Origin of the sequence: Pseudomonas sp. Tri1, from assembly GCF_017968885.1 — a bacterium.
Taxonomy (GTDB): Bacteria; Pseudomonadota; Gammaproteobacteria; order Pseudomonadales; family Pseudomonadaceae; genus Aquipseudomonas.
Genome location: NZ_CP072913.1, coordinates 2,120,974 through 2,145,181, shown reverse-complemented (window position 1 = coordinate 2,145,181; position 24,208 = coordinate 2,120,974). Strand labels below are relative to the sequence as shown.

The 24,208-nt window shown below is 60.3% G+C and carries 22 protein-coding genes; 20 read left to right on the top strand and 2 right to left on the bottom strand.

The annotated features are described in order from the left end of the window. Positions 1-72: 72 nt before the first annotated feature. From ccoN (J9870_RS09510) to J9870_RS09415, 20 genes are all read left to right on the top strand, one after another. A complete protein-coding gene (gene ccoN / locus J9870_RS09510; protein WP_210643659.1) occupies positions 73-1,497 on the top strand; it encodes a cytochrome-c oxidase, cbb3-type subunit I in 1,425 nt (474 codons plus the stop codon). A 10-nt stretch (positions 1,498-1,507) separates the two neighbouring features. Then, complete coding sequence (gene ccoO / locus J9870_RS09505) at positions 1,508-2,116, top strand: cytochrome-c oxidase, cbb3-type subunit II (RefSeq protein WP_003183469.1); 609 nt, start codon at positions 1,508-1,510, stop codon at positions 2,114-2,116. 3 nt (positions 2,117-2,119) lie between these two features. After that, entirely contained in the window at positions 2,120-2,323 is a 204-nt protein-coding gene (locus J9870_RS09500) for a CcoQ/FixQ family Cbb3-type cytochrome c oxidase assembly chaperone (RefSeq protein WP_210643658.1), read from the top strand. Next, positions 2,320-3,273, top strand: a complete 954-nt coding sequence (gene ccoP / locus J9870_RS09495) for a cytochrome-c oxidase, cbb3-type subunit III (RefSeq protein WP_210643657.1) — start codon at positions 2,320-2,322, stop codon at positions 3,271-3,273. The genes J9870_RS09500 and ccoP (J9870_RS09495) overlap by 4 nt, the downstream gene beginning before the upstream one ends. A 483-nt stretch (positions 3,274-3,756) precedes the next feature. Further along, positions 3,757-5,199: a cytochrome-c oxidase, cbb3-type subunit I gene (ccoN, locus tag J9870_RS09490; RefSeq protein ID WP_210643656.1), complete on the top strand. Its 1,443-nt coding sequence runs from the start codon at positions 3,757-3,759 to the stop codon at positions 5,197-5,199. Then, positions 5,199-5,807: a cytochrome-c oxidase, cbb3-type subunit II gene (gene ccoO / locus J9870_RS09485; RefSeq protein ID WP_022643327.1), complete on the top strand. Its 609-nt coding sequence runs from the start codon at positions 5,199-5,201 to the stop codon at positions 5,805-5,807. Before ccoN (J9870_RS09490) ends, ccoO (J9870_RS09485) begins: the two co-directional genes overlap by 1 nt. 5 nt (positions 5,808-5,812) lie before the next feature. Further along, positions 5,813-5,998: a CcoQ/FixQ family Cbb3-type cytochrome c oxidase assembly chaperone gene (locus J9870_RS09480; RefSeq protein ID WP_003175465.1), complete on the top strand. Its 186-nt coding sequence runs from the start codon at positions 5,813-5,815 to the stop codon at positions 5,996-5,998. After that, positions 5,995-6,978, top strand: coding sequence for a cytochrome-c oxidase, cbb3-type subunit III (gene ccoP, locus J9870_RS09475; RefSeq protein ID WP_210643655.1), 984 nt, complete (start codon positions 5,995-5,997; stop codon positions 6,976-6,978). Before J9870_RS09480 ends, ccoP (J9870_RS09475) begins: the two co-directional genes overlap by 4 nt. Positions 6,979-7,127: 149 nt before the next feature. Further along, positions 7,128-7,382 carry a type II toxin-antitoxin system Phd/YefM family antitoxin gene (locus J9870_RS09470; RefSeq protein ID WP_210643654.1) on the top strand — a complete coding sequence of 85 codons (255 nt, stop codon included), beginning with the start codon at positions 7,128-7,130 and terminating at the stop codon, positions 7,380-7,382. After that, positions 7,383-7,793 carry a type II toxin-antitoxin system VapC family toxin gene (locus tag J9870_RS09465; protein ID WP_210643653.1) on the top strand — a complete coding sequence of 137 codons (411 nt, stop codon included), beginning with the start codon at positions 7,383-7,385 and terminating at the stop codon, positions 7,791-7,793. A 100-nt stretch (positions 7,794-7,893) separates the two neighbouring features. Further along, positions 7,894-12,291: an RHS repeat-associated core domain-containing protein gene (locus J9870_RS09460; RefSeq protein WP_246883093.1), complete on the top strand. Its 4,398-nt coding sequence runs from the start codon at positions 7,894-7,896 to the stop codon at positions 12,289-12,291. A gap of 4 nt (positions 12,292-12,295) precedes the next feature. Further along, positions 12,296-13,306: a hypothetical protein gene (locus J9870_RS09455; protein WP_210643652.1), complete on the top strand. Its 1,011-nt coding sequence runs from the start codon at positions 12,296-12,298 to the stop codon at positions 13,304-13,306. A 376-nt stretch (positions 13,307-13,682) separates the two neighbouring features. Continuing rightward, positions 13,683-15,098, top strand: a complete 1,416-nt coding sequence (gene ccoG / locus J9870_RS09450; RefSeq protein WP_210643651.1) for a cytochrome c oxidase accessory protein CcoG — start codon at positions 13,683-13,685, stop codon at positions 15,096-15,098. A gap of 11 nt (positions 15,099-15,109) precedes the next feature. Next, complete coding sequence (locus J9870_RS09445; RefSeq protein ID WP_210643650.1) at positions 15,110-15,649, top strand: FixH family protein; 540 nt, start codon at positions 15,110-15,112, stop codon at positions 15,647-15,649. A 140-nt stretch (positions 15,650-15,789) separates the two neighbouring features. Continuing rightward, on the top strand, positions 15,790-18,240 hold the full coding sequence (locus J9870_RS09440; RefSeq protein ID WP_210643649.1) for a heavy metal translocating P-type ATPase: 2,451 nt from the start codon (positions 15,790-15,792) through the stop codon (positions 18,238-18,240). A gap of 24 nt (positions 18,241-18,264) precedes the next feature. Beyond that, on the top strand, positions 18,265-18,483 hold the full coding sequence (gene ccoS / locus J9870_RS09435; protein ID WP_092166649.1) for a cbb3-type cytochrome oxidase assembly protein CcoS: 219 nt from the start codon (positions 18,265-18,267) through the stop codon (positions 18,481-18,483). Further along, on the top strand, positions 18,476-19,159 hold the full coding sequence (locus J9870_RS09430) for a sulfite exporter TauE/SafE family protein (RefSeq protein ID WP_025212718.1): 684 nt from the start codon (positions 18,476-18,478) through the stop codon (positions 19,157-19,159). The genes ccoS and J9870_RS09430 overlap by 8 nt, the downstream gene beginning before the upstream one ends. Positions 19,160-19,419: 260 nt before the next feature. Continuing rightward, positions 19,420-20,802 (top strand): oxygen-independent coproporphyrinogen III oxidase, encoded by a 1,383-nt coding sequence (hemN, locus tag J9870_RS09425; RefSeq protein ID WP_210643648.1) that lies wholly within the window; start codon positions 19,420-19,422, stop codon positions 20,800-20,802. A gap of 94 nt (positions 20,803-20,896) precedes the next feature. Continuing rightward, the gene (gene fnr, locus J9870_RS09420) at positions 20,897-21,631 is read left to right on the top strand and encodes a fumarate/nitrate reduction transcriptional regulator Fnr (protein WP_210643647.1); all 735 of its coding nucleotides are present in this window, start codon (positions 20,897-20,899) and stop codon (positions 21,629-21,631) included. An 87-nt stretch (positions 21,632-21,718) separates the two neighbouring features. Then, complete coding sequence (locus tag J9870_RS09415; RefSeq protein ID WP_025212715.1) at positions 21,719-22,267, top strand: adenine phosphoribosyltransferase; 549 nt, start codon at positions 21,719-21,721, stop codon at positions 22,265-22,267. 65 nt (positions 22,268-22,332) lie between these two features. Here the strand turns inward: J9870_RS09415 and recR are convergent, their stop codons facing one another. Together recR and J9870_RS09405 are read right to left on the bottom strand one after the other, a co-directional pair. Beyond that, positions 22,333-22,935, bottom strand: coding sequence for a recombination mediator RecR (recR, locus tag J9870_RS09410; RefSeq protein WP_210643646.1), 603 nt, complete (start codon positions 22,933-22,935; stop codon positions 22,333-22,335). Between the two features lie 66 nt (positions 22,936-23,001). Continuing rightward, positions 23,002-24,039: an NADP-dependent oxidoreductase gene (locus J9870_RS09405; RefSeq protein ID WP_210643645.1), complete on the bottom strand. Its 1,038-nt coding sequence runs from the start codon at positions 24,037-24,039 to the stop codon at positions 23,002-23,004. Positions 24,040-24,208 lie beyond the last annotated feature (169 nt).

Genomic DNA, 24,208 nt, shown 5'->3' with positions numbered 1-24,208 from the left:
ATAACTCCAGGCGAAGAACGCCGCACTGCCTTGCGCAGGCGCTCACTTCGGCTGAACCGTGGATGGGGAACCATGAACACTTCTATCAGTACCGCCTACAACTACAAGGTGGTCCGCCAATTCGCCATTATGACGGTGGTGTGGGGCATCGTCGGCATGGGGCTCGGGGTTTTTCTCGCGGCCCAATTGGTCTGGCCACAACTCAACTTCGATTTGCCATGGACCAGCTTCGGCCGCTTGCGCCCACTGCACACTAACGCAGTGATCTTCGCCTTCGGCGGCTGCGCCCTGTTCGCCAGTTCGTTCTACTCGGTGCAACGCACCTGCCAGACCCAGCTGTTCGCGCCGAAAATCGCCGCGTTCTGCTTCTGGGGCTGGCAACTGGTGATCCTGCTGGCGGCTATCAGCCTGCCACTGGGCTACACCAGTTCCAAGGAATACGCTGAACTGGAATGGCCGATCGACATCCTGATCACCATTGTCTGGGTCGCTTACGCCATTGTGTTCTTCGGCACCGTAGCCAAGCGCAACACCAAGCACATCTACGTCGGTAACTGGTTCTTCGGCGGGTTTATCCTGACCGTGGCGATCCTGCACATCGTCAACAACCTGGAACTGCCGGTGAGCTTCACCAAGTCCTATTCGGTATACGCCGGGGCCACCGACGCGATGGTGCAATGGTGGTATGGCCACAACGCCGTGGGCTTCTTCCTCACCGCAGGCTTCCTGGGGATGATGTACTACTTCGTGCCGAAACAGGCCGAGCGCCCGGTGTACTCCTATCGCTTGTCCATCGTGCACTTCTGGGCACTGATCACCCTGTACATCTGGGCGGGCCCGCACCACCTGCACTACACCGCGCTGCCAGACTGGGCTCAGTCCCTGGGCATGGTGATGTCACTGATCCTGCTGGCACCAAGCTGGGGCGGCATGATCAACGGCATGATGACGCTCTCGGGGGCCTGGCATAAGTTACGCAGCGACCCGATCCTGCGCTTTCTGGTGGTATCCCTGGCGTTCTACGGCATGTCGACCTTCGAAGGTCCGATGATGGCGATCAAGACCGTCAACGCCCTCTCCCACTACACCGACTGGACCATTGGCCACGTACACGCCGGCGCACTCGGCTGGGTGGCGATGATTTCCATCGGTGCGCTGTACCACATGATCCCGAAAGTCTTCGGTCGGCCGCAGATGCACAGCATCGGCCTGATCAACGCGCACTTCTGGCTCGCGACTATCGGCACCGTGCTGTACATCGCCTCCATGTGGGTCAACGGCATCGCCCAAGGCCTGATGTGGCGCGCGGTAAACGAGGACGGCACGCTTACCTACTCCTTCGTCGAAACCCTGGCGGCCAGCCACCCGGGCTTCGTCGTGCGACTGGCAGGCGGGGCGATCTTCCTCATCGGCATGCTGCTGATGGCCTACAACACCTGGCGCACCGTGCGGGCCTACCAGCCTGCCGAAGCCGCCGCTGCCGCGCAGATGGCCTGAGGAGTCCGCCATGAAACACGAGACAATCGAAAAAAACGTCGGCCTGCTGATGCTGCTGATGGTCCTGGCCGTGAGCATTGGCGGCCTGACCCAGATCGTGCCGCTGTTCTTCCAGGATGTGACCAATAAACCGGTGGACGGCATGAAGCCCTACACCGCCCTGCAACTGGAAGGCCGCGACATCTACATTCGCGAAGGCTGCGTCGGCTGCCACTCGCAGATGATCCGCCCGTTCCGCGCCGAGACCGAGCGCTACGGCCACTATTCGGTAGCCGGTGAAAGCGTCTGGGACCACCCATTCCTGTGGGGCTCCAAGCGTACCGGACCGGACTTGGCCCGGGTCGGCGCCCGCTACTCCGATGACTGGCACCGCGCGCACTTGTATAACCCGCGCAACGTCGTGCCTGAGTCGAAAATGCCGGCCTACCCATGGCTGGTCACGCAGGCGGTGGACAGCAGCCACACCGAAGGCAAGCTGCGCGCCATGCGCACCCTGGGCGTGCCCTACACCGACGACGACATCGCCGGCAGCGTGGCCTCGCTCAAGGGCAAGACCGAAATGGACGCACTGGTGGCCTACCTGCAAGTGCTTGGCACTGCCATCAAGAGCAAGAGGTGAGCCATGGTTCTTGAAATGAGTACAGGAATGATCCGCGGCCTGGGCACGGTCGTGGTGTTCGTGGCCTTCATCGGCCTGACCCTCTGGGTATTCAGCAGCAAGCGCGGTCCGGAGTTCGCCCAGGCGCGCCTGCTGCCGTTCGCCGACGAGCCACCCACCGACATCGCCAATCCCCAAGACCCTGCAACAAGGAGTACCCGGCCATGACCACCTTCTGGAGTACGTGGATCTGCGTACTGACCATCGGCAGCCTGATCGGCCTGACCTGGCTGCTGATCGGCACCCGCAAGGGCGAAACCAAAGGCAGCGTCGACCAGACCATGGGCCACAGCTTCGACGGCATCGAGGAATACGACAACCCGCTGCCGCAGTGGTGGTTCCTGTTGTTTGCCGGCACCCTGGTGTTTTCCGTCGGCTACCTGGTCCTGTATCCGGGCCTGGGCAATTGGAAAGGCATCCTGCCGGGCTACGAGAATGGCTGGACCGGCGCCCATGAATGGGAAAAGGAAATGGCCAAGGCCGACGCCAAGTTCGGGCCGATCTTCGCCAAGTTCGCCGCGATGCCCGTGGAAGAAGTCGCCAAGGACCCGCAGGCCTTGAAGATGGGTGGCCGTCTGTTCGCCTCCAACTGCTCGGTCTGCCACGGCTCGGACGCCAAGGGTGCATTCGGCTTCCCGAACCTGGCCGACAGCAACTGGCGTTGGGGAGGCGCGGCCGACACCATCAAGGCCACCATCATGGGCGGCCGCATGGCCGCGATGCCGGCCTGGGGCGAAGTGCTGGGGGACGCTGGAGTCAAGAACGTGGCGGCCTATGTGCGCCACGACTTGGCCGGCCTGCCTCTGCCGGCGGACAGCGGTGCCGATCTGCAAGCTGGCCAGCAGGTGTTCAACACCACCTGCGTCGCCTGCCACGGCGCCAACGGCCAGGGTACCGAAGCCATGGGCGCGCCCAACCTGACGCAACCAGCCGGCTTCATCTATGGCACCGGCCTGGCACAGTTGCAGCAAACCATTCGACATGGCCGCCAAGGCCATATGCCAGCGCAGAATGAACTGCTGGGCAACGACAAAGTGCAATTGCTGGCCGCCTACGTCTACAGCCTGTCCCACAACGCGGGCGCCGAACGCCTGCAAGCGCAAAGCAAAAGCGAATAAATCCTGACCACACGAACAGCCGCATCCATCCGGGTGCGGCGGTTCCGTGCCCCTGCGCGACGCATTGTCGCACCCTTCCATGGTCTGCCTTTCGGTTCTACCCAATCGGGTCTAAGCTTGCCTCTGCGTGCACTGGCGAATGCCGGTTTCAGGTCGACCCGACCCGTTGTGTTCGACAATCCGTTCGGTAAAAAAGGCCGCAAAGGCAGGTAGATACCGGCTGTTGTGACAATTGCCTTGCATCTCCCGAACGTCGTGTTCGAACACACCCCGTTACAACCGACCCGACCCCCTCGTCTCTTTCCTTCGTTGCGACATTTTACCAAGGGCCAATTTTGTCCCTACACGGAACATGGAAAGGCCGCAGAATCAGCTTTAGAAAGCATTGACCCAGGTCATGGCGCGTTGCAATGACCCCCCGCTTTCTCCATACTTGCGACCGATTTTTATCCTAATAAAACACCCAAACCGTGGAACCTTAGAATGAGCACAGCAATCAGTCCGACTGCTTATAACTATAAGGTAGTCCGCCAGTTCGCCATCATGACGGTGGTCTGGGGGATCCTTGGCATGGGGCTCGGTGTCTTCATCGCCTCGCAACTGGTCTGGCCGGAGTTGAATTTCGGTCTGCCATGGACGACGTTTGGACGCCTGCGCCCGCTGCACACCAACCTGGTGATTTTCGCCTTCGGTGGTTGTGCATTGTTTGCCACTTCCTATTACGTCGTGCAGCGAACCTGCCAAACGCGACTGATTTCCGACAGCCTCGCCGCCTTCACCTTCTGGGGTTGGCAAGCGGTGATCGTCGGGGCGATCGTAACCTTGCCACTGGGTTACACCACCACCAAGGAATACGCAGAGCTGGAATGGCCCCTGGCTATCCTGCTGGCCATCGTCTGGGTGACCTACGCGCTGGTGTTCTTCGGCACCATCGTCAAGCGCAACACCAAGCATATCTATGTCGGTAACTGGTTCTACGGTGCCTTCATCCTCGTGACAGCCATGCTGCACATCGTCAACCACGCCTCCCTGCCAGTCAGCTTCTTCAAGTCGTACTCGGCCTACTCGGGCGCGACCGATGCGATGATCCAGTGGTGGTACGGCCACAACGCCGTGGGCTTCTTCCTGACCACCGGCTTCCTGGGGATGATGTACTACTTCGTGCCAAAACAGGCCGAGCGTCCGATCTATTCCTATCGCCTGTCCATCGTGCACTTCTGGGCACTGATCACCCTGTACATCTGGGCTGGTCCACACCACCTGCACTACACCGCGCTGCCGGACTGGGCGCAGTCCCTCGGCATGGCGATGTCGATCATCCTGCTGGCACCAAGCTGGGGCGGCATGATCAACGGCATGATGACCTTGTCGGGTGCCTGGCATAAGTTGCGCACCGACCCGATCCTGCGCTTTCTGGTGGTATCCCTGGCGTTCTACGGCATGTCGACCTTCGAGGGGCCGATGATGGCCATCAAGACCGTCAACTCCTTGAGCCACTACACCGATTGGACCATCGGCCACGTACACGCCGGCGCACTCGGCTGGGTAGCGATGATTTCCATCGGCGCCATCTACCACATGATCCCGAAACTGTTCGGTCGTGCGCAGATGCACAGCACCAGCCTGATCAACGCGCACTTCTGGCTCGCGACCATCGGCACCGTGCTCTACATCGCCTCGATGTGGGTCAACGGCATCACCCAGGGCCTGATGTGGCGTGCAATCAACGACGACGGCACCCTGACCTACTCGTTCGTAGAAGCGCTGCAAGCCAGCCATCCTGGCTTCATCGTGCGAGCCCTGGGCGGCGCGTTCTTCGCCAGCGGCATGCTGTTCATGGCCTACAACGTGTATCGCACCGTTCGTGCCTCTGACCCGGCTGAAGCTGAAGCCGCCGCCAAGATCGCCGTAGTTGGAGCTCACTGATGAAGCATGAAGTAGTAGAGAAGAATATAGGCCTGCTGGCCTTCTTCATGGTCATCGCCGTCAGCATCGGCGGCCTGACCCAGATCGTTCCGCTGTTTTTCCAGGACGTGACCAACAAGCCGGTCGAAGGCATGAAGCCGCGTACCGCCCTTGAACTGGAAGGCCGCGACATCTATATCGCCAACGGCTGTGTCGGCTGCCACTCGCAGATGATCCGTCCGTTCCGCGCCGAGACCGAACGCTACGGCCACTACTCGGTGGCCGGTGAAAGCGTCTGGGACCACCCGTTCCTGTGGGGTTCCAAGCGTACTGGTCCGGACCTGGCCCGCGTTGGCGGCCGCTACTCCGACGACTGGCAACGTGCGCACCTGTACAACCCGCGCAACGTGGTACCTGAGTCGAAAATGCCGGCCTACCCGTTCCTCGTAGAAAACAAGCTCGACGGCAAAGACACCGCCAAGAAAATGGAAGTCTTGCGTACCCTGGGCGTGCCTTACACCGACGAAGACATCGCCGGTGCAAAGGATGCGGTCAAGGGCAAGACCGAAATGGACGCGCTGGTGGCCTATCTGCAAGGCCTGGGCACCATCATCAAAAGCAAACGGTGATTTAGATGGATATCGGGATGATTCGTGGCCTGGGCACCGTCGTCGTGATGGTGGCCTTTATCGGTCTGGCCTTGTGGGTGTTCAGCCCCAAGCGCAAGTCGGAGTTTGAAGACGCGACCTTGCTGCCATTCGCGGATGATCCCGAAGCCATCAAGCACGTCGAGCAAGCTTCTAGGAGTAACAAAGAATGACTACGTTCTGGAGTCTGTACGTCACAGTCCTCAGTCTGGGAACAATCTTCGCCCTGACCTGGCTGCTGTTGTCGACCCGCAAGGGCCAGCGCGCCGAGCAAACGGACGAGACCGTTGGTCACTCGTTCGATGGCATCGAGGAATATGACAACCCACTGCCAAAATGGTGGTTCATGCTGTTCGTGGGCACCATTGTGTTCGCCCTCGGTTACCTGGCGCTCTACCCTGGCCTGGGCAACTGGAAAGGCTTGCTGCCAGGCTACAACTACCTGGACACCGAGAAGCAGACCGCCTTCGCCAACGGCCAGACCGGCTGGACCGGCGTTCATGAGTGGGAAAAGGAAATGGCGCGTTCGGACGCCAAGTTCGGTCCGATCTTCGCCAAGTTCGCCTCCATGCCGATCGAAGAAGTCGCCAAGGACCCGCAAGCCCTGAAGATGGGTGGCCGCCTGTTCGCCTCCAACTGCTCGGTCTGCCACGGTTCCGACGCCAAGGGTGCCTATGGTTTTCCCAACCTGACCGACGCCGACTGGCGCTGGGGCGGCGAGCCGGAAACCATCAAGACCACCATCATGGGCGGTCGTCACGCCGTGATGCCGGGCTGGGCTGCCGTGGTCGGCGAGCAAGGCGTCGCTGACGTGGCTTCCTACCTGGTGACCGGCCTGCACGGCCGCAAGCTGCCGGAAGGCGCCAAGGCCGATCCGGCCAACGGCCAGAAACTGTTCGCGGCCAACTGCGTGGCCTGCCACGGTCCAGCTGGCAAGGGCACGCCCGCCATGGGCGCACCTGACCTGACGCATCCGGCTGCGTTCATCTATGGTTCGAGCTTCGCTCAGTTGCAGCAGACCATCCGCTACGGCCGCCAGGGCCAGATGCCTGCCCAAGCTGACCTGCAAGGCAACGACAAGGTCCACTTGCTGGCCGCCTATGTCTACAGCCTGTCTCATGGCGAAAAGGCTCCGGCCTCTGACGCCCAGTAAAACCAGTAGCTGATACACGAAAGGCCCCGCCAATCTGATTGGCGGGGCTTTTTTGTTAGCGGTCCGAAACCTGAGCAAATCTGTTTCGCTTGCCGGCCACTCACTCCAGTAGTAACGTGCCTACATTCGAGCTCAATGAGGGCACTTCCATGTCCATCACGACCATCTCCAGCCGCGAATTCAACCACGACACAAGTGGTGCCAAAAAAGCTACGCGTGAAGGCCCGGTTATCATCACCGACCGTGGCAAGCCGGCCCATGTGCTGCTAAGCATTGAGGAGTACCAGAAACTGACCGGCATTGGCCCCAGTATTGTCGAGTTGCTGGTCATGCCCGATGCGCCGGATATCGATTTCGATACCGAGCGTGCCGTCATTACTCCCCGTTCGGTGGACCTGTCCTGAATGTTTTTACTCGATACCAATGTCATTTCGGAACTGCGTAAACCCCAGGCAGACAAAAACGTCCAAGCCTGGGCGCGCAGCGTCCCCGCTCCCAGCCTGTATGTCTCAGCGATTACCGTATTGGAACTGGAAACCGGCGTATTGCGCTTCGAACGCAAGGACCCGACGCAAGGCAGTCGCCTGCGGGCCTGGCTGGATAATCATGTGATACCCGCCTTTGCCGGCAGGATCCTGGCCGTGGACCGCGCCGTCGCACTGCGTTGCGCGCGCCTGCATGTACCCGACCGCAGCAATGAGTGCGACGCACTGATTGCCGCTACCGCGCTGGTCCATGGCCTGACCGTGGTGACCCGCAACGTGAGTGATTTCCAAGGCAGCGGCGTGGCGCTGTTCAATCCCTGGTCAAACTAATACAACGTCGCGACGCCCCCTCAACTCACCGCCAAGGAGATAGGCGCAATGGAAAGTATCAAACCACTTGAGCACACAGGCGTTTGCATGAGCCTTTGGCATGTCTGACGCGCTCTGGGCGGCCCGCCTGGGCGATGCACTCAACCACACTTCAATGATGGCCGACATCCTCGGCGGCGTGCTGGAGGTGGCGGCCAATATCGCGATCACCGCCCTGGCGACCGCCGCCGTGGTCGCGGCCACTGGCATCACCGTCGCCACCGGCGGCCTGGGCTGCTTCGTCCTCGGCCTGGTGGTGGGCACCGTCGTTGGCCTGGCCATGAGCAAGACCGGGGCCGACAAGGGGTTGAGCAATATATGCGAGGGCATCGGCAACGCCCTCTTTCCGCCCACGGTGCAGGCGAACATTCTCACCGGCTCCACCAACACCCTCACCAACAACATCCCTGCCGCCCGCGCCGCAGGGGCGATTGAATCCCACGTCGCCCCGGCCGGCACCGAGCTTGAAGCCCCGGAGCCTGAAGAAGAACCCAGCTACCTGGACATGGCCGGGAATTTCTTTTCGCAGATGTGGCGGCCCACCGTTGCCATGCCCGCACCCGGCGCGGTGCCAAAGCCGGAAGACCTGGTCATCTGCACCAAGCACCCGCCCATGCCGCCGCAGTTCATGGCCGAAGGTTCGGACAAGGTCACCATCAACGGCCAACCCGCCGTGCGCAGCGGCGACCGCAGCACCTGCGACGCGACGGTGGTGTCGGCCGGGCTGATTTCGTCCAACGTGACCATCGGTGGCGGTTCGGTGGTGGTGCGCGAGATCCGCAGCGGCAAGACCCCGGGCGTAGGGTTGGCGGTCACGGCGCTGTTGATGCTCAAGGGTGGCAAGGGCAAATTCTTCAGCAAACTGCCATGCATGCTGGTAGGCGGCGCGGTGTCCATGGCCGCCAGCAGCGCAGCGAACGCGGCGGCCAACGCCGCCCTAGGTTCGTCGAACCCGGTGCATGCCGCCACCGGGGCCAAGGTGCTGGGCGGTGCTGAAGAGCTGGACTTCGTCTTGCCCGGCCTGCTGCCCATCGGCTGGCAACGCGTCTACAACAGCCGCGATGAGCGCCGCGATAGCCTGTTCGGCGCCGGCTGGAGCGTGGCCTACGAGGTGCAGGTCGACATCCGCCCTCACCCGGACGGCGGCGAAACCCTGGTCTACACCGACGAGCAGGGCCGCCCGATCGACATGGGTTCCATCCCGTTGGACGGTGCGGTGTTCAGCGCCGGCGAAGGCCTGGCCGTGCGCCGCCACGTCAATGGACAGTTGCTGATCGAAAGTGACGATGGCCTGTACCGTTTGTTCGAACCCACACCAGCCAATGCATCGCTGCTGCGCCTGAACCAACTGGGCGACCGCAACAACAACCGTATTTACCTGGACTACGACGACGCCGGACGGTTAGTGCGGCTACGCGACACCTTCGATCTGGTGCAGGTCGAACTGATCCGCGAAGACGAACGCGTCACTCGGATAGAACGCCTCTACTCCGACCAGCAGCGCGAAGTGCTCGTCAGCTATGCCTACGACGCGGCGGACAACCTGGCCGAAGTACGCGATGCCAGCGGCCAGGTGCAACGGCGTTTCAGCTATGACGCCGGGCAACGGATGGTCGAGCACCAGTTGCCCACCGGGCTGCACTGCTTCTACGAATGGGCCTTGATCGAGGATCAGGAATGGCGCGTGGTCCGGCACTGGACCGACGAGGGCGATGCCTATCAGTTCGACTACGACCTCAAGGCCGGCATCACCCGCATCAGCGACAGCCTGCAACGCGTCAGCACCCGGCAATGGAACAACCAACACCAGATCACCCAGTTCACCGACAACCTCGGCCAGACCTGGCTGTTCGAGTGGAACGACGAGCGCCAGTTGCTCAGCGCCACCGATCCACAAGGCGGCCAGTACCAATTCAGCTACGACGAAGCCGGCAACCTGCTCAGCGAAACCGATCCGCTGGGCCGCAGCGAATCCACCCTCTGGCTCGAACACTGGGCCCTGCCGCTGGTGGACACCGACGCCGCCGGCAACAGTTGGCAATACCGCTACGATCAGCGCGGCAACTGCACCGCGGAAACCGACCCACTGGGCCACGTCACCCGCTACCGCTACGACGCCCACGGCCAGGTGGTGGAAATCATCGACGCCACCGGCAAGAGCAAAAAGCTGCGCTGGAACCCGTTTGGGCAATTGGTCGAGCATGTGGATTGTTCGGGTTACCCGACGCGTTTCAGCTACGATCACCGCGGCTACTTGCAAACCATCACCGACGCCCTCGGCGAACGCACGCACTTCAGCTACGACGCCCAAGGCCGCCTGCTCGGCAGCCAACTGCCGGACGGCCGCACCGAGCACTACCAGCGCGACATCGCCGGCCAGTTGACCGGCTACACCGACCCCGCCGGACACACCACGCGCTACCAACACAACCGCCGCGGCCAGGTCCGCCAACGCACCGACGCCCAGGGTCGCCAAGTGCAATTTGCATACGACAGCTTCGGCCGACTGCAAGCGCTGACCAACGAGAATGGCGAGAGTTATCGGTTTGCCTGGGATGCTGGGGATCGGCTGGCGGAACAACAGGACCTCAATGGCAGCGCCAGACGTTATACCTATGACGCCCTCGATAACGTAAGACAAGTCGAGACCCTCGCAGCGCCGCGAAATGATCACCAGCCCAACGAAAAAACTATCGTCCAGCATCTGGAGCGCGATGCGATTGGTCGGCTGACCACCCGAATCACACCTGACGGACGATCCCTGTACAGCTATAGCCCATTGAACCAGTTGATCGAAGCCATCGTTATCGATAACGAAGGCAACGAGCAGAGACTTGGCTTCGCCTATGACGCTCTGGGCTATCTGATTGAAGAGCAAAGTTCGACGGGCCATCTGAAGCATCATTACGACGAACTCGGTAACCTGATCCAGACCCAACTACCTGACGGACGCTGGATCAACCGCCTCTACTACGGCAGTGGTCACCTGCATCAAATCAACCTTGATGGCCAAGTCATCAGCGACTTCGAACGCGATCGGCTGCACCGGGAAGTGCTGCGCACCCAAGGGCAGATCAGTACCCGCAGCGAATACGACCGTAGCGGACGCTTACGTAGCCGCCAGCGTCGGCATATCAGCCACCCTTCGTTAATGGCGGCTGCCGAACAAATCCATTTTGAATTCGATCCCGGCGATCACCTTGTAGGACGTCTCGAACGACTACCACAAAGTCAACAACGCCAACTGCTGCACTACGACGTGACAGGTCGGATCCTGGCAAGCCAGGGAAGTCGCCAAGGTCAGAATGAAACCTTTTCCTTCGACGCGGCAGCTAATCTGCTCGACGGTCCCTGCAGCGCAATTGGACGGGTTGTGCATAACCAAGTGCTGACCTATCAAGACAAACGTTATCGCTACGACGGATTTGGACGAATGATTGAAAAACGCAGCAGGCGGCATGGCTTGCAGCGTTTCAGTTACGACTCGGACCATCGCTTGATTGAAGTTAGAACACAAAAAACCGAGGGTGAAAGCGTAGTCAGAATGCGCTATGACCCCTTGGGCCGAAGGATTGAGAAAACCGAACATAACCACAATGGGCAGCTGATTGCCTGTACACGCTTCGACTGGGATGGCCTGCAACTACTCAAGGAGCATAAAAACAGTCTGACCAGTCTGTACCTCTACATCGGTAACGATCACGCGCCCTTGGCCAGAGTCGATGGCCTCGATGAAAATCAACGCGTGCGCTATTACCACAACGACCTCAACGGACTTCCACAAGTCTTGACGGAAAGTGACGGCCACCCGCTATGGCACGCCCATTATCAGGTGTGGGGCAACACCATTGATGAGGTACGTGAGCCGTACTACATCGAAGAACAGAACCTGAGGTTTCAGGGACAGTACCTGGACCGGGAAACGGGTCTGCACTACAACACCTTCCGTTTTTATGATCCCGATGTTGGACGCTTTACCACCCCCGACCCACTGGGCCTGACCGGTAGCCTGAACCTCTACCGCTACTCACCAAATCCATTCACCTGGATCGATCCGCTGGGATTGAAAGAGAATGAGATTATTCGTTACATGGGCGAAAGCGAAACGGTCTCATCCAAGGCAGCCAACGGCGGCAAAGGGGGGTTGGTTCCTAATATCAGAGGTGAGAAAGCCGTCTGGGTGAATCAGGACAGCAACCCCGGCTTCAATCCGGGCAACGAGAAGTATCGAGTAGTAGCCACCGTCAATAATGAAGGGGTCAGCATGCTCAACAGTCACAAGGATATTTCTACCGTTGACTATAAGGAGACGGGCCTTAAGGATGGCGTGCTGTCCAAAACGAATGAACCCAAGGCCAGAGGTATCGGTTTCCGGTTACTGGATAAATTCAATAAAACCATCACATCGTTCCGTGTCGAGAAAAAAGGCCCGAACGGCAAATGGAAAACGTGCGGATAACGGTATGGACATATTCAATCTCCTTTCATACAAGCTTGAACATTTCCTGAATGCCCGGCCGTATCCAAAGGAGCTGGACGTTGTTTTTTACAAAGAGGATGAGCCGTCACTGCTCCGTGTTGTTGCCAGAAAACACAACGGCTCAGCCTTCAGCGTGAGTCGCTGGCAGGATTTGTTTTCCATGCGTACTTTCGAAAAATCCATGTCGAAAAACGGCTTCACGGAAGCGGACTGCTATGCCCTTGTCCTGGTCCTGTCGCGTTTTGGCTATTTGCTTGAAATCGACAACCGTCAACGCACCAACAAAGACTATTTTATTTTTTTCTATCTGATTCAGTTGATCAGCTTGAAGAACAGCCCTCTCGATGCGGATGCACAGCTCAGGAACCACATGCTCAGGTTCCTGCTCTTCGAATTGAGCATCGATGACGAGGCGTATCGTCGGTTCAGCATTGAAGATCATCAGCTGATGATGGCGACCGACGCGTTGGGACCTGTGAGTTTTCTGGATGCGATCGACTTGGCTTATGACGTGATCAAGTTCGCCAGTAGAAAAGAACATGCGTTGTTCAGGACGCTGAAAAGCTATCAAGCCGGCATCGTCAAGTTACTGGTGGAACCCGACAACACAAGTTACCGTTTCAGGCTCAATGATCGGTTCAGCGAACTCATGTACCCCGATGTATTTCTGCACGCCTATGAGCACGACGAAAAGCAGGTACTCGGGGCATTGGCCGACACGACCAACCCGCGCCAGTCAACGGATAACCTGTTTGTCTCCAATATTATCTTGATGAACTATTCCTTCCATATCCTGAAGAACAAGCCTCGCGAAATTCTAAAGTTGAAAAAGTACGTCAATGATGACGCCTTGTTCGGCAAACTGCTGGAGGCAATAATCAGGCGCCGAATGGCAGTCAATAAGGCGCTGTTCGACAAAATCCCCACGGGACACGATCTGTCCTTGATCCGGGACGATCCAACCTCGTTCTACAACATTTTGTATAGCCAGTAGCAGCCACAATTCGATAGCGCTAGCCGACAGGAGGCCGCATGAATCTCATCCAGGCATTTGCCTGCCCTTGGCGGTGGCTGTGCACATGGCACCTTCGAGCACACCCCGGATTTTCGTTGGGTTTGCCGGTCTACTGACTTGCGCACCGTTACCACCCTTCGATTTTCGCCAACGCCATGGAATGTCTATAGTCAATTGATCTGGGTCATGACTTGTTACATCCACTACACCATTCTATGCAGACCCCCAACGCGACCAAAGGTCGCACCCTTGGGCTAGAGCGACAGGCGTATCATTGCGCCACCGCAACACCCTTTCTGACCGTGGTCGGCACGTACTGGCCCCGGCACTTTTCCACTGCCGTGGGATGCATTTGATGAGTAACCAGATTCCGGTACATGACGTCACCCCGCCTGCCAAGGACGCGAACAAAAGCGTCGACCTGTATGCCTCTCGGGAAAAAATCTATACCCGCGCCTTCACGGGCCTGTTCCGCAACCTGCGGATGGTGGGTGGCGCGCTATTGTTCCTGCTGTATTTCGGTACGGTCTGGCTGAACTGGGGTGGTCATCAGGCCGTCTGGTGGAACCTGCCGGAGCGTAAATTCTTTATTTTCGGCGCCACCTTCTGGCCCCAGGACTTCATCCTGCTCTCCGGGATGTTGATCATTGCCGCCTTTGGCCTGTTTTTCATCACGGTCTATGCCGGACGAGTCTGGTGCGGCTATACCTGCCCGCAGAGCGTGTGGACCTGGATCTTCATGTGGTGCGAGAAGGTCACCGAAGGCGACCGCAACCAGCGCATCAAGCTCGACAAGGCCCCTCTGAGCGCCAACAAATTCCTGCGCAAGTTCGCCAAGCACAGCCTGTGGTTGCTGATCGGCTTCGTCACCGGCATGACCTTTGTCGGTTACTTCACGCCGATCCGTGAACTGGTGTTCGAGTTCTTTACCGGCCAGGCCGATGGCTGGTCGTATTTCTGGGTGGGTTTCTTCACCCTCGCCACCTACGGCAACGCCGGCTGGCTGCGCGAGCAAGTGTGCATCTACATGTGCCCCTACGCCCGTTTCCAGAGCGTGATGTTCGACAAAGATACCCTGATCGTTTCCTACGACCCGCGTCGCGGTGAAAGCCGTGGCCCGCGCAAGAAGGGCGTTGACTACAAGGCTCTGGGCCTGGGGGATTGCATCGACTGCACCATGTGCGTCCAGGTCTGCCCGACCGGCATCGACATTCGCGACGGCCTGCAGATCGAGTGCATTGGCTGCGCGGCGTGCATCGACGCGTGCGATAACATCATGGACAAGATGGATTATCCACGCGGCCTGATCAGCTACACCACCGAACACAACCTGTCGGGGCAGAAAACCCATAAACTGCGTCCGCGTCTGATCGGTTACGCCTTGGTCTTGCTGACCATGATCAGCCTGCTGGTAACGGCGTTCTTCATGCGTTCGCTGGTGGGTTTCGATGTCAGCAAAGACCGCGTGCTGTACCGCGAAAACGCCGAAGGTCGGATCGAGAACGTCTACAGCCTGAAGATCATGAACAAGGACCAGCGCGACCATACCTACGTCCTGGAAGCCGCCGGCCTGCCCGATCTCAAGTTGCAGGGTCGGCGAGAAATCAAGGTGGCGGCCGGCGAAATCTTCAGCCAGCCGGTCGAGCTTTCCAGTGCACCGGACCAACTGCCATCGAGCACCAACGAGGTGACCTTCATCCTCAAGGATGCCGATGACGAAAGCGTACATGTCGAAGCCAAGAGCCGGTTCATCGGCCCACAAACGCGTTGAGAGAATTGAACATGCCTGCAGCAACCGCCACCAGCCCCTGGTACAAGCACCTCTGGCCATGGATCATCATTGCGATCCTGACCTGTTCGGTGACACTGAGCCTGACGATGGTGACCATTGCCGTGAAGAACCCGGACAACCTGGTCAACGACAACTATTACGAAGCGGGCAAAGGCATCAATCGCTCGCTGGAGCGCGAACTGCTGGCCCAGACCCTGCAGCTGCGGGCCAACGTGCAACTGGACGAGCTCACCGGTGAAGTGAACCTGCGCCTGAACGGCAACAGCCGCCCTCAGACCCTGGAGCTGAGCCTGATCTCGCCGACCCAGCCGGAGAAGGACCGCAAGATCGTCCTGACCCGTAACGACAGCGAACCAGGGCGGTACGTTGGCCAGTTGACGGACAAGGTCGAAGGCCGGCGCTTTGTCGAGTTGCTGGGCGTGGAGAACAACAAAACCTGGCGCCTGTTCGAAGAAGAGCAGATCAATCACGGCCAGGACCTCTTGCTCGGCGATGAACCGCTGCAAGGCGCCGAAGACCTGAAGAAATAGCGGCTGCGCTTCGCGCAATCGCGAGCAAGCTCGCTCCCACAGGAGATTGCGGTGTATGACTTACCGCAATCGACTATGGGAGCGAGCCTGTTCGCCAAGAGGCCTTCAGATGCCAGCAAGTTTCGATATGTGAATACCTCATGACCACTCCACAGCCCTGCTACCACTGCGCCCTGCCCGTTCCTCCGGGCAGTCGCTTCACCGCCATTGTCCTGGGTGAAACCCGCGAGCTGTGTTGCCCGGGCTGCCAGGCAGTGGCCGAGGCCATCGTCGCCGGGGGCCTGGAGAGTTACTACCAACATCGCAGCGAAGCGTCGGCTAACCCCGAAACCCTGCCCGTCCAACTGACCGACGAACTGGCGCTGTACGATCGTCCTGACGTGCAGCAATCATTCGTGCGTCATGAAGGCGAACTGGCCGAAACCACCCTGTTGATGGAAGGCATCAGTTGTGCCGCCTGTGGCTGGCTGATCGAAAAACAATTACGCAGCCTGCCGGCCGTTGCCGAGGCGCGTTTGAACCTGTCAAATCATCGCCTGCATGTGCGCTGGGCTGATGCTCAGTTGCCGCTCAGCACGCTGCTCGCCGAGCTGCGCCAGATCGGCTACGTCGCCCACCCGTACCAGGCCGACCAGGCCTGCGAGCAACTTGCCGCACAAAACCGCCTGGCCCTGCGTCAGTTGGGCGTGGCCGGGCTACTGTGGTTCCAGGCGATGATGGCGACCATGGCCACCTGGCCGGAATTCAATATCGACCTGAGCCCGGAGATGCACACCATCCTGCGCTGGGTGGCACTGTTCCTCACCACGCCGATCGTCTTCTACAGCTGTGCACCGTTCTTCAAAGGCGCAATGCGCGACCTGCGCACCCGGCACCTGACCATGGACGTTTCGGTGTCCCTGGCCATCGGCAGCGCCTACGTCGCCGGGATCTGGACGTCGATCACTGGCGTCGGCGAACTGTATTTCGACGCCGTGGGCATGTTCGCCCTATTCCTGTTGGCCGGCCGCTACCTGGAACGCCGCGCCCGGGAGCGCACCGCCGCCGCCACCGCCCAATTGGTCAACCTGCTACCGGCCTCGTGCCTGCGCCTGGAGGATAACGGCCAGAGCGAGCGCATCCTGCTCAGCGAGTTGCGCACCGGTGACCGCGTACTGGTGCATCCCGGGGCCGTCCTGCCGGCCGATGGCAGGATCCTTGACGGCCAATCCAGCATCGACGAATCGCTGTTGACCGGCGAATACCTGCCACAACCTCGCCAAGTGGGCGACGCGGTCACCGCAGGCACGCTGAACGTCGAAGGCGCCCTCACGGTCGAGGTATTGGCGCTTGGGCAAGACACCCGTTTGTCCGCCATCGTGCGGCTGCTGGAACGCGCCCAGGCCGAGAAGCCGCGACTGGCGGAAATCGCCGACCGTGCCGCCCAGTGGTTCTTGCTGTTCTCCTTGCTCGCCGCCGCCGTCATCGGGCTGGTGTGGTGGCAACTGGATGCCTCTCGCGCCTTTTGGATTGTCTTGGCAATGCTGGTCGCCACCTGCCCTTGCGCGCTATCCCTGGCCACGCCAACCGCCCTCACCGCGGCTACCGGCACCTTGCACAAGCTTGGCCTGCTGCTGACGCGCGGTCATGTGCTGGAAGGCCTGAACCAGATTGACACGGTGATCTTCGACAAGACCGGTACCCTCACCGAAGGCCGCCTGGCATTGCGCGCCATTCGACCGTTGGCGTCCCTGGACAGCGATCGATGCCTGGGATTGGCCGCAGCCCTGGAAAATCGTTCCGAACACCCTATCGCTCGCGCCTTTGGTCGTGCGCCATTGGCCGCCGAACAGGTACAAAGCAGCCCGGGATTGGGGCTCGAAGGTTTAGTGAACGCACAACGCCTGCGCATCGGCCAGCCCGGTTTCGTGTGTGAACTCAGCGGTGCGGCGATACCAGTAATGCCGGACGAACCCGGACAATGGCTATTACTGGGCGATGATATTGGCCCACTGGCCTGGTTCGTCCTCGACGACCGTTTGCGCGCCGATGCTCCAGCCCTGCTGGCGGCCTGTAAGGCGCGGGGTTGGCGGACCCTGCTGCTGTCGGGCGACAGTTCGCCGATGGTGGCCAGCGTCGCTGCCGAACTGGGTATCGATGAGGCCCGCGGCGGTCTGCGCCCGGACGACAAACTGGCGGTGTTGCAGCAATTGCACCAGCAGGGCCGCAAGGTGTTGATGCTCGGCGATGGGGTGAACGACGTGCCGGTGCTGGCAGCGGCGGACATCAGTGTCGCCATGGGCTCGGCCACCGACCTGGCCAAGACCAGTGCCGACGCGGTACTGCTGTCCAACCGTCTCGACGCCCTGATCCATGCCTTCAGCCTGGCCCGACGCACCCGCCGGGTAATCATTGAGAACCTGGTGTGGGCCGGGCTGTACAATGGCCTCATGTTGCCGTTCGCCGCCCTCGGCTGGATTACCCCGGTGTGGGCGGCGGTCGGCATGTCCATCAGTTCGTTGACCGTGGTGTTGAATGCGCTGAGGCTGACCCGTCAGCCCAAGGTGCAGGTGTTCGACGCCACGCCCGATACCCGTCCGCTGCCGGCCTGAGCCGCGCGGGCATGGAGTTCCGACATGCCAGCTCTCTACGTGATGATTCCGGCCGCGCTGCTGATCGTGGCCATCGCCGTGTACATTTTCTTCTGGGCGGTGGACAGCGGCCAATACGATGATCTCGACGGTCCGGCCCACAGCATCCTGTTCGACGACCAGGACCCGAACCACAAGGCAGCGGTGGACGAAGCCAGTGGCCAGGCCCACGAACCGGACGACAAGGCCCCACCCCATGCTTGATCTGGCGCCATTGCTGGTCTCGGCGGTCATCCTTGGCCTGCTGGGCGGTGGCCATTGCCTGGGCATGTGCGGCGGCCTGATGGGCGCCCTGACCCTGGCAATCCCCAAGGAACAGCGCAGCCGGCGCTTCCGGCTGCTGCTGGCGTACAACCTGGGACGGATCCTGAGCTACGCCACCGCCGGCTTGTTGATCGGCCTGGCCGGTTGGGCCGTGGCCAATAGCCCGGCAGCGATGATCATGCGGGTGCTGGCCGGTTTGCTGTTGATTGCCATGGGCCTGTACCTGGCGGGTTGGTGGAGCGGCCTGACCCGCATCGAAAGCGTTGGCCGGGGCTTGTGGCGGCATATCCAGCCCGTCGCCAACCGCTTGCTGCCCGTGTCGAGCCTGCCCCGGGCCTTGCTGCTCGGCGCGCTATGGGGCTGGCTACCGTGCGGCCTGGTCTACAGCACCCTGCTGTGGTCCGCCAGCCAGGGCAATGCCCTGGACAGCGCGCTGCTGATGCTCGCCTTCGGTCTCGGTACCTGGCCGGTACTGCTCGCCACCGGCCTGGCCGCCGAACGCGTCACCGCCCTGCTGCGCAAACGCAGCGTGCGTATGGCTGGTGGCTTGTTGGTGATTGTCTTTGGGCTCTGGACACTGCCGGGGCCACACCAGCATTGGCTCATGGGGCATTGACCGAGTAGGTCTCATATCCACCACAAGTCTTTTGTGGGAGCGGGCTTGCTTGCGAAAGCGATCCGACCAAGTCCACGGTGTTGGATGTGCCGCCGTCTTCGCGAGCAAGCCCGCTCCCACAAAGAATTCGCACTGATCACAGTACGCCTGTGGAAGCCTGCTCGCGGTGGGGCCTCCAGCCCCGTTGACGCAAATCAACACGCTCCGACGCCCCCGCCCCTAGACTCGGACCCATGCCAGCCTATCCGGGGAACGCCCGCATGCTCGACGCCATTCGTTGGGACACAGACTTGATCCGCCGTTACGACCTGGCGGGCCCACGCTACACCTCGTACCCGACCGCAGCGCAGTTCGGCAGCCAGGTGGGCACCTTCGACCTGCTTCATGCCCTGCGCGAGAGCCGCAAGGCCCAGCGGCCATTGTCGCTGTATGTGCACGTGCCGTTTTGCGCGAACATTTGCTACTACTGCGCCTGCAACAAGGTGATCACCAAGGACCGCGGCCGCGCCCACGCCTACCTGCAACGCCTGGAGCAGGAGATCCAACTGATCGGCTGTCACCTGGACCCCGCCCAGCGCGTGGAACAACTGCACCTGGGCGGCGGCACTCCGACGTTCCTCAGCCACGACGAACTGCGCCAGTTGATGGCCAAACTGCGCAAGCATTTGAACTTGCTGGACGACGACTCAGGCGACTACGGCATCGAAATCGACCCTCGTGAGGCCGACTGGTCAACCATGGGCCTGCTGCGGGAACTGGGTTTCAACCGGGTCAGCATCGGCCTGCAAGACCTCGACCCAGCGGTCCAGCGCGCCGTCAATCGCCTGCAAAGCCTGGAAGAAACCCGCGCTGTGATCGAAGCCGCCAGGACCTTGCAGTACCGTTCAATCAACATCGACCTGATCTATGGCCTGCCAAAACAGACCCCGGAAAACTTCGCCCGCACGATTCAAGAGGTCATCGAATTACAGCCGGACCGCCTGTCGGTGTTCAATTACGCCCACCTACCGGAACGCTTCATGCCGCAGCGGCGCATCAACAGCCAGGACCTGCCAAGCCCGGCGCAGAAACTGGCAATGTTGCAAGGCACCATCGAACAACTGACTGCCGCCGGCTACCGCTACATCGGCATGGACCATTTCGCCCTGCCCGACGACGAACTGGCGATCGCCCAGGAAGAAGCCACGCTGCAACGCAACTTCCAGGGCTACACCACCCATGGTCATTGCGACCTGATCGGCCTCGGCGTGTCAGCGATCAGCCAGATCGGCGACCTGTACTGCCAGAACAGCAGCGACCTGAATCATTACCAGAACACCCTCGCCGACGGGCAACTGGCGACCAGTCGCGGGTTGATCTGCAATGCCGATGACCGGCTGCGGCGCGCGGTGATCCAGCAGTTGATCTGCCATTTCCATCTGGAGTTCGCCCAGATAGAGCAAACCTTCAATATCGATTTTCGTGGCTACTTTGCGCCGTTATGGCCGCAATTGCAGGCCATGGCCCAAGACGGGCTGATCGAGCTCGACGACATGCACATCAAGGTCCTGCCGGCCGGGCGTCTGCTGGTGCGATCGGTATGCATGGTCTTCGACGCCTATCTGGAGCAGCACAATCGACAACGCTTCTCCCGAGTCATTTAAGCGCGACAATTTGACGATGAAACCACACTGGTCGGAGTGCCATCTCTGGGGTACCCTTACGCCTTATGCGTGATTTCCCACAAGGATTTAAGAAATGTCCGAGCCAGTCAAACTGCGCGCCCACAACCAGGCCCACTGCAAGGATTGCAGCCTGGCCCCTCTCTGCCTGCCACTTTCATTGAATCTGGAGGACATGGACGCGCTGGACGAAATCGTTAAACGGGGTCGACCGTTAAAAAAAGGTGAATTCCTGTTTCGCCAGGGCGACGCCTTCGATTCCGTCTATGCCGTACGCTCGGGCGCCTTGAAAACCTTTAACCTGAGCGACGGCGGCGAAGAGCAGCTCACCGGTTTCCACCTGCCCAGCGAGCTGGTGGGCTTGTCCGGCATGGACACCGAGAGCCATCCGGTCTCGGCCCAGGCGCTGGAAACCACCTCGGTTTGCGAAATACCCTTTGATCGCCTGGACGAACTGGCCTTGCAACTGCCGCAACTGCGTCGTCAATTGATGCGAGTGATGAGCCGGGAGATCCGTGACGATCAGCAAATGATGCTGCTGCTCTCGAAAAAAACCGCCGACGAGCGCATTGCCACGTTCCTGGTCAACCTCTCGGCCCGCTTCCGCGCCCGTGGGTTTTCGGCCAACCAGTTCCGTCTGAGCATGTCGCGCAACGAAATCGGTAATTACCTGGGGCTGGCGGTGGAAACCGTCTCCAGGGTATTCACCCGCTTCCAGCAGAACGAGTTGATTGCCGCCGAAGGCAAGGAAATTCACATTCTCGACCCGATCCAGCTTTGCGCTCTGGCCGGCGGCTCTCTCGAAGGCTGATGTATACACGCGGCTGAGGGGCGGCTGAGGAATCGTCCCAGCCGCGCTATACTGCCGTGTTTGCAGCCCTGCCAGGACACCTCGACGATGGTCTTCGACTCCTTCGACATCAAATCCCTGATCCGCCCCGTGATCGATTTCCCCAAACCAGGCGTGATCTTTCGCGACATTACCCCACTGTTCCAATCCCCGACCGCCCTGCGGCTGGTCATGGACAGTTTCGCCCACCGCTACGTCGAGGCCGAATTCACGCACATCGGTGCGATGGATGCCCGGGGCTTCCTGATCGGCTCGATCTTGGCCTATCAGTTGAACAAACCGCTGGTTTTGTTCCGCAAGCAAGGCAAGCTGCCAGCGGATGTGCTGGCCGAGGGTTACCAGACCGAATACGGCGAAGCCTTCCTTGAAGTGCATGCCGACAGCCTGTGCGAGGGTGATTCGGTGGTGATGTTCGATGACCTGATCGCCACTGGCGGCACACTGATTGCCGCCGCCAACCTGATCCGCCGCATGGGCGCCAAGGTCCACGAGGCCGCGGCGATCATCGACTTGCCGGAACTGCTCGGTTCCCAGCGCCTGGAAGACATGGGGATTGCTACCTTCTGCCTGACGCAGTTCTCGCTCAGCGAAAGGTAATTGGCGCAAACGTCGAACCTGTGGGAGCGCGCAAGCTCGCTCCCACAGGGATTTTTGTGTGGCGGTTACAAGGCGATCGGCTTGCGCCCTGCAAACGAATGCGCCAGCGTCCCGCCATCCACCAACTCCAGCTCGCCACCCAGCGGCACACCATGGGCGATGCGCGAGGCGATCAGGCCTTTGTTGCTCAGCAGTTGGGCGATGTAGTGGGCGGTGGCTTCACCCTCGACCGTCGGGTTGGTGGCGAGGATGACTTCCTTGAACGTGCCGGCCTCTTCGATCCGCGCAATCAGCTGTGGAATGCCAATGGCTTCCGGCCCCAAGCCGTCGAGGGGTGACAAATGCCCCTTGAGCACGAAATAGCGACCGCGAAACCCCGTCTGCTCCACCGCATAGACATCCATCGGTCCTTCCACGACGCACAGCAGGCTGTCGTCACGACGCGGATCGGCGCATTGCGGGCAAAGATCGTCTTCGGTAAGGGTACGGCATAGACGGCAATGCCCCACCCCTTCCATGGCCTGGCTCAAGGCCTGGGCCAAGCGCGAACCGCCACTGCGATCACGCTCGAGCAATTGCAACGCCATGCGCTGGGCAGTTTTCTGACCCACACCTGGCAACGTTCGCAGGGCATCGATCAGTTGGCGAATCAAAGGGCTGAAGCTCATGGAGGAAATGTCCGACATAACAACGAGACGCGGTTTATACCCGCGCCTCCGATTAGCGTCAAATACTCAATCCTGCGCCACCCGGACCACCAACTTGCCGAAGTTGCGCCCTTCCAACAGACCGATAAAGGCCTGCGGTGCATTCTCAAGGCCATCGACCACGTCTTCGCGGAACTTGACCTTGCCATCACGCACCCAGGGCGCCATGGCGCTGATGAACTCCGGCTGACGATCACCATAGTCGTCGAACACGATAAAACCCTGGATCCGCACCCGCTTGGTCAACAAGGTGCGCTGCAATTGCGGCAAGCGATCCGGACCGCTCGACGATTGCTCGCCATCGTTGTAGGAAGCGATCAGACCACAGAGTGGGACACGCGCCTTGGCATTGAGCAGCGGGAGCACCGCGTCGAAGACCTTGCCGCCGACATTTTCGTAATAAATATCGATGCCCTGGTCGCAAGCCTGGGCCAACTCCTCTGCAAAGTGTTCACTCTTGTGATCGACGCAAGCGTCAAAACCCAACTCATCGACCACGTATTTGCATTTCTCGTGGCCGCCAGCCACGCCAACCACTCGCAACCCTTTGATCTTTGCCACCTGGCCGACCACCGAGCCCACGGCCCCTGATGCCGCCGCAACCACCAGGGTCTCCCCGGCCTGGGGCTGACCGATGTCCATCAGCCCCATGTAAGCGGTCATGCCCGGCATGCCCAGCACTCCCAGGGCCATCGACGGGCTGGGCAGCCCGGACGGGATTGGAATCACATTGCGCCCATCGCTGATGCTGTGGCTCTGCCAACCTGTGGCACCCACCACCAGGTCGCCTGCGTGGAATTTCGGATGCATCGAACGCTCCACGCGGCTGACAGCGCCGCCGGTCATCACCTCATCGATTTTTACCGGCGCGGCATAGGAAGGCGCATCGCTCATTCGTCCGCGCATGTAGGGGTCCAGGGACAGGAACAGCGTCTTGAGCAGGATCTGCCCGTCCGTCAGGTCCGGCAGGTTGACTTGCTCGATACGAAAATTGTCCGCGGTGGGAGCGCCTTTGGGGCGGGATGCGAGGACGATGCGCTGGTTGAAGGTCGATGTTTGTGACATGGAAGCTTCTCCTTGATCGTTGAGTGGGACCTATAGGAAGCAGACTCTTTTGAAGGGGGTGTGTTCGATGTCTTTGCCGTTGGACCGTGGCGCCTGCTTTCCCGAGCACAAACAAAAATGCCAGGCGCGATGCCTGGCATTGTGTGTAGCCCATCCCGACCGGGATGAC

Coding starts and splice junctions, on each gene's coding strand:
- J9870_RS09460 (WP_246883093.1), top strand. CDS start 7,894: ATGTCTGACGCGCTCTGGGCGGCCCGCCTGGGCGATGCACTCAACCAC.
- fnr (WP_210643647.1), top strand. CDS start 20,897: ATGTCCGAGCCAGTCAAACTGCGCGCCCACAACCAGGCCCACTGCAAG.
- ccoO (WP_003183469.1), top strand. CDS start 1,508: ATGAAACACGAGACAATCGAAAAAAACGTCGGCCTGCTGATGCTGCTG.
- J9870_RS09465 (WP_210643653.1), top strand. CDS start 7,383: ATGTTTTTACTCGATACCAATGTCATTTCGGAACTGCGTAAACCCCAG.
- J9870_RS09500 (WP_210643658.1), top strand. CDS start 2,120: ATGGTTCTTGAAATGAGTACAGGAATGATCCGCGGCCTGGGCACGGTC.
- ccoS (WP_092166649.1), top strand. CDS start 18,265: ATGCCAGCTCTCTACGTGATGATTCCGGCCGCGCTGCTGATCGTGGCC.
- J9870_RS09455 (WP_210643652.1), top strand. CDS start 12,296: ATGGACATATTCAATCTCCTTTCATACAAGCTTGAACATTTCCTGAAT.
- ccoP (WP_210643655.1), top strand. CDS start 5,995: ATGACTACGTTCTGGAGTCTGTACGTCACAGTCCTCAGTCTGGGAACA.
- J9870_RS09445 (WP_210643650.1), top strand. CDS start 15,110: ATGCCTGCAGCAACCGCCACCAGCCCCTGGTACAAGCACCTCTGGCCA.
- J9870_RS09480 (WP_003175465.1), top strand. CDS start 5,813: ATGGATATCGGGATGATTCGTGGCCTGGGCACCGTCGTCGTGATGGTG.
- ccoN (WP_210643656.1), top strand. CDS start 3,757: ATGAGCACAGCAATCAGTCCGACTGCTTATAACTATAAGGTAGTCCGC.
- ccoG (WP_210643651.1), top strand. CDS start 13,683: ATGAGTAACCAGATTCCGGTACATGACGTCACCCCGCCTGCCAAGGAC.
- J9870_RS09470 (WP_210643654.1), top strand. CDS start 7,128: ATGTCCATCACGACCATCTCCAGCCGCGAATTCAACCACGACACAAGT.
- ccoP (WP_210643657.1), top strand. CDS start 2,320: ATGACCACCTTCTGGAGTACGTGGATCTGCGTACTGACCATCGGCAGC.
- hemN (WP_210643648.1), top strand. CDS start 19,420: ATGCTCGACGCCATTCGTTGGGACACAGACTTGATCCGCCGTTACGAC.
- J9870_RS09405 (WP_210643645.1), bottom strand. CDS start 24,039: ATGTCACAAACATCGACCTTCAACCAGCGCATCGTCCTCGCATCCCGC.
- J9870_RS09430 (WP_025212718.1), top strand. CDS start 18,476: ATGCTTGATCTGGCGCCATTGCTGGTCTCGGCGGTCATCCTTGGCCTG.
- J9870_RS09440 (WP_210643649.1), top strand. CDS start 15,790: ATGACCACTCCACAGCCCTGCTACCACTGCGCCCTGCCCGTTCCTCCG.
- J9870_RS09415 (WP_025212715.1), top strand. CDS start 21,719: ATGGTCTTCGACTCCTTCGACATCAAATCCCTGATCCGCCCCGTGATC.
- recR (WP_210643646.1), bottom strand. CDS start 22,935: ATGAGCTTCAGCCCTTTGATTCGCCAACTGATCGATGCCCTGCGAACG.
- ccoO (WP_022643327.1), top strand. CDS start 5,199: ATGAAGCATGAAGTAGTAGAGAAGAATATAGGCCTGCTGGCCTTCTTC.
- ccoN (WP_210643659.1), top strand. CDS start 73: ATGAACACTTCTATCAGTACCGCCTACAACTACAAGGTGGTCCGCCAA.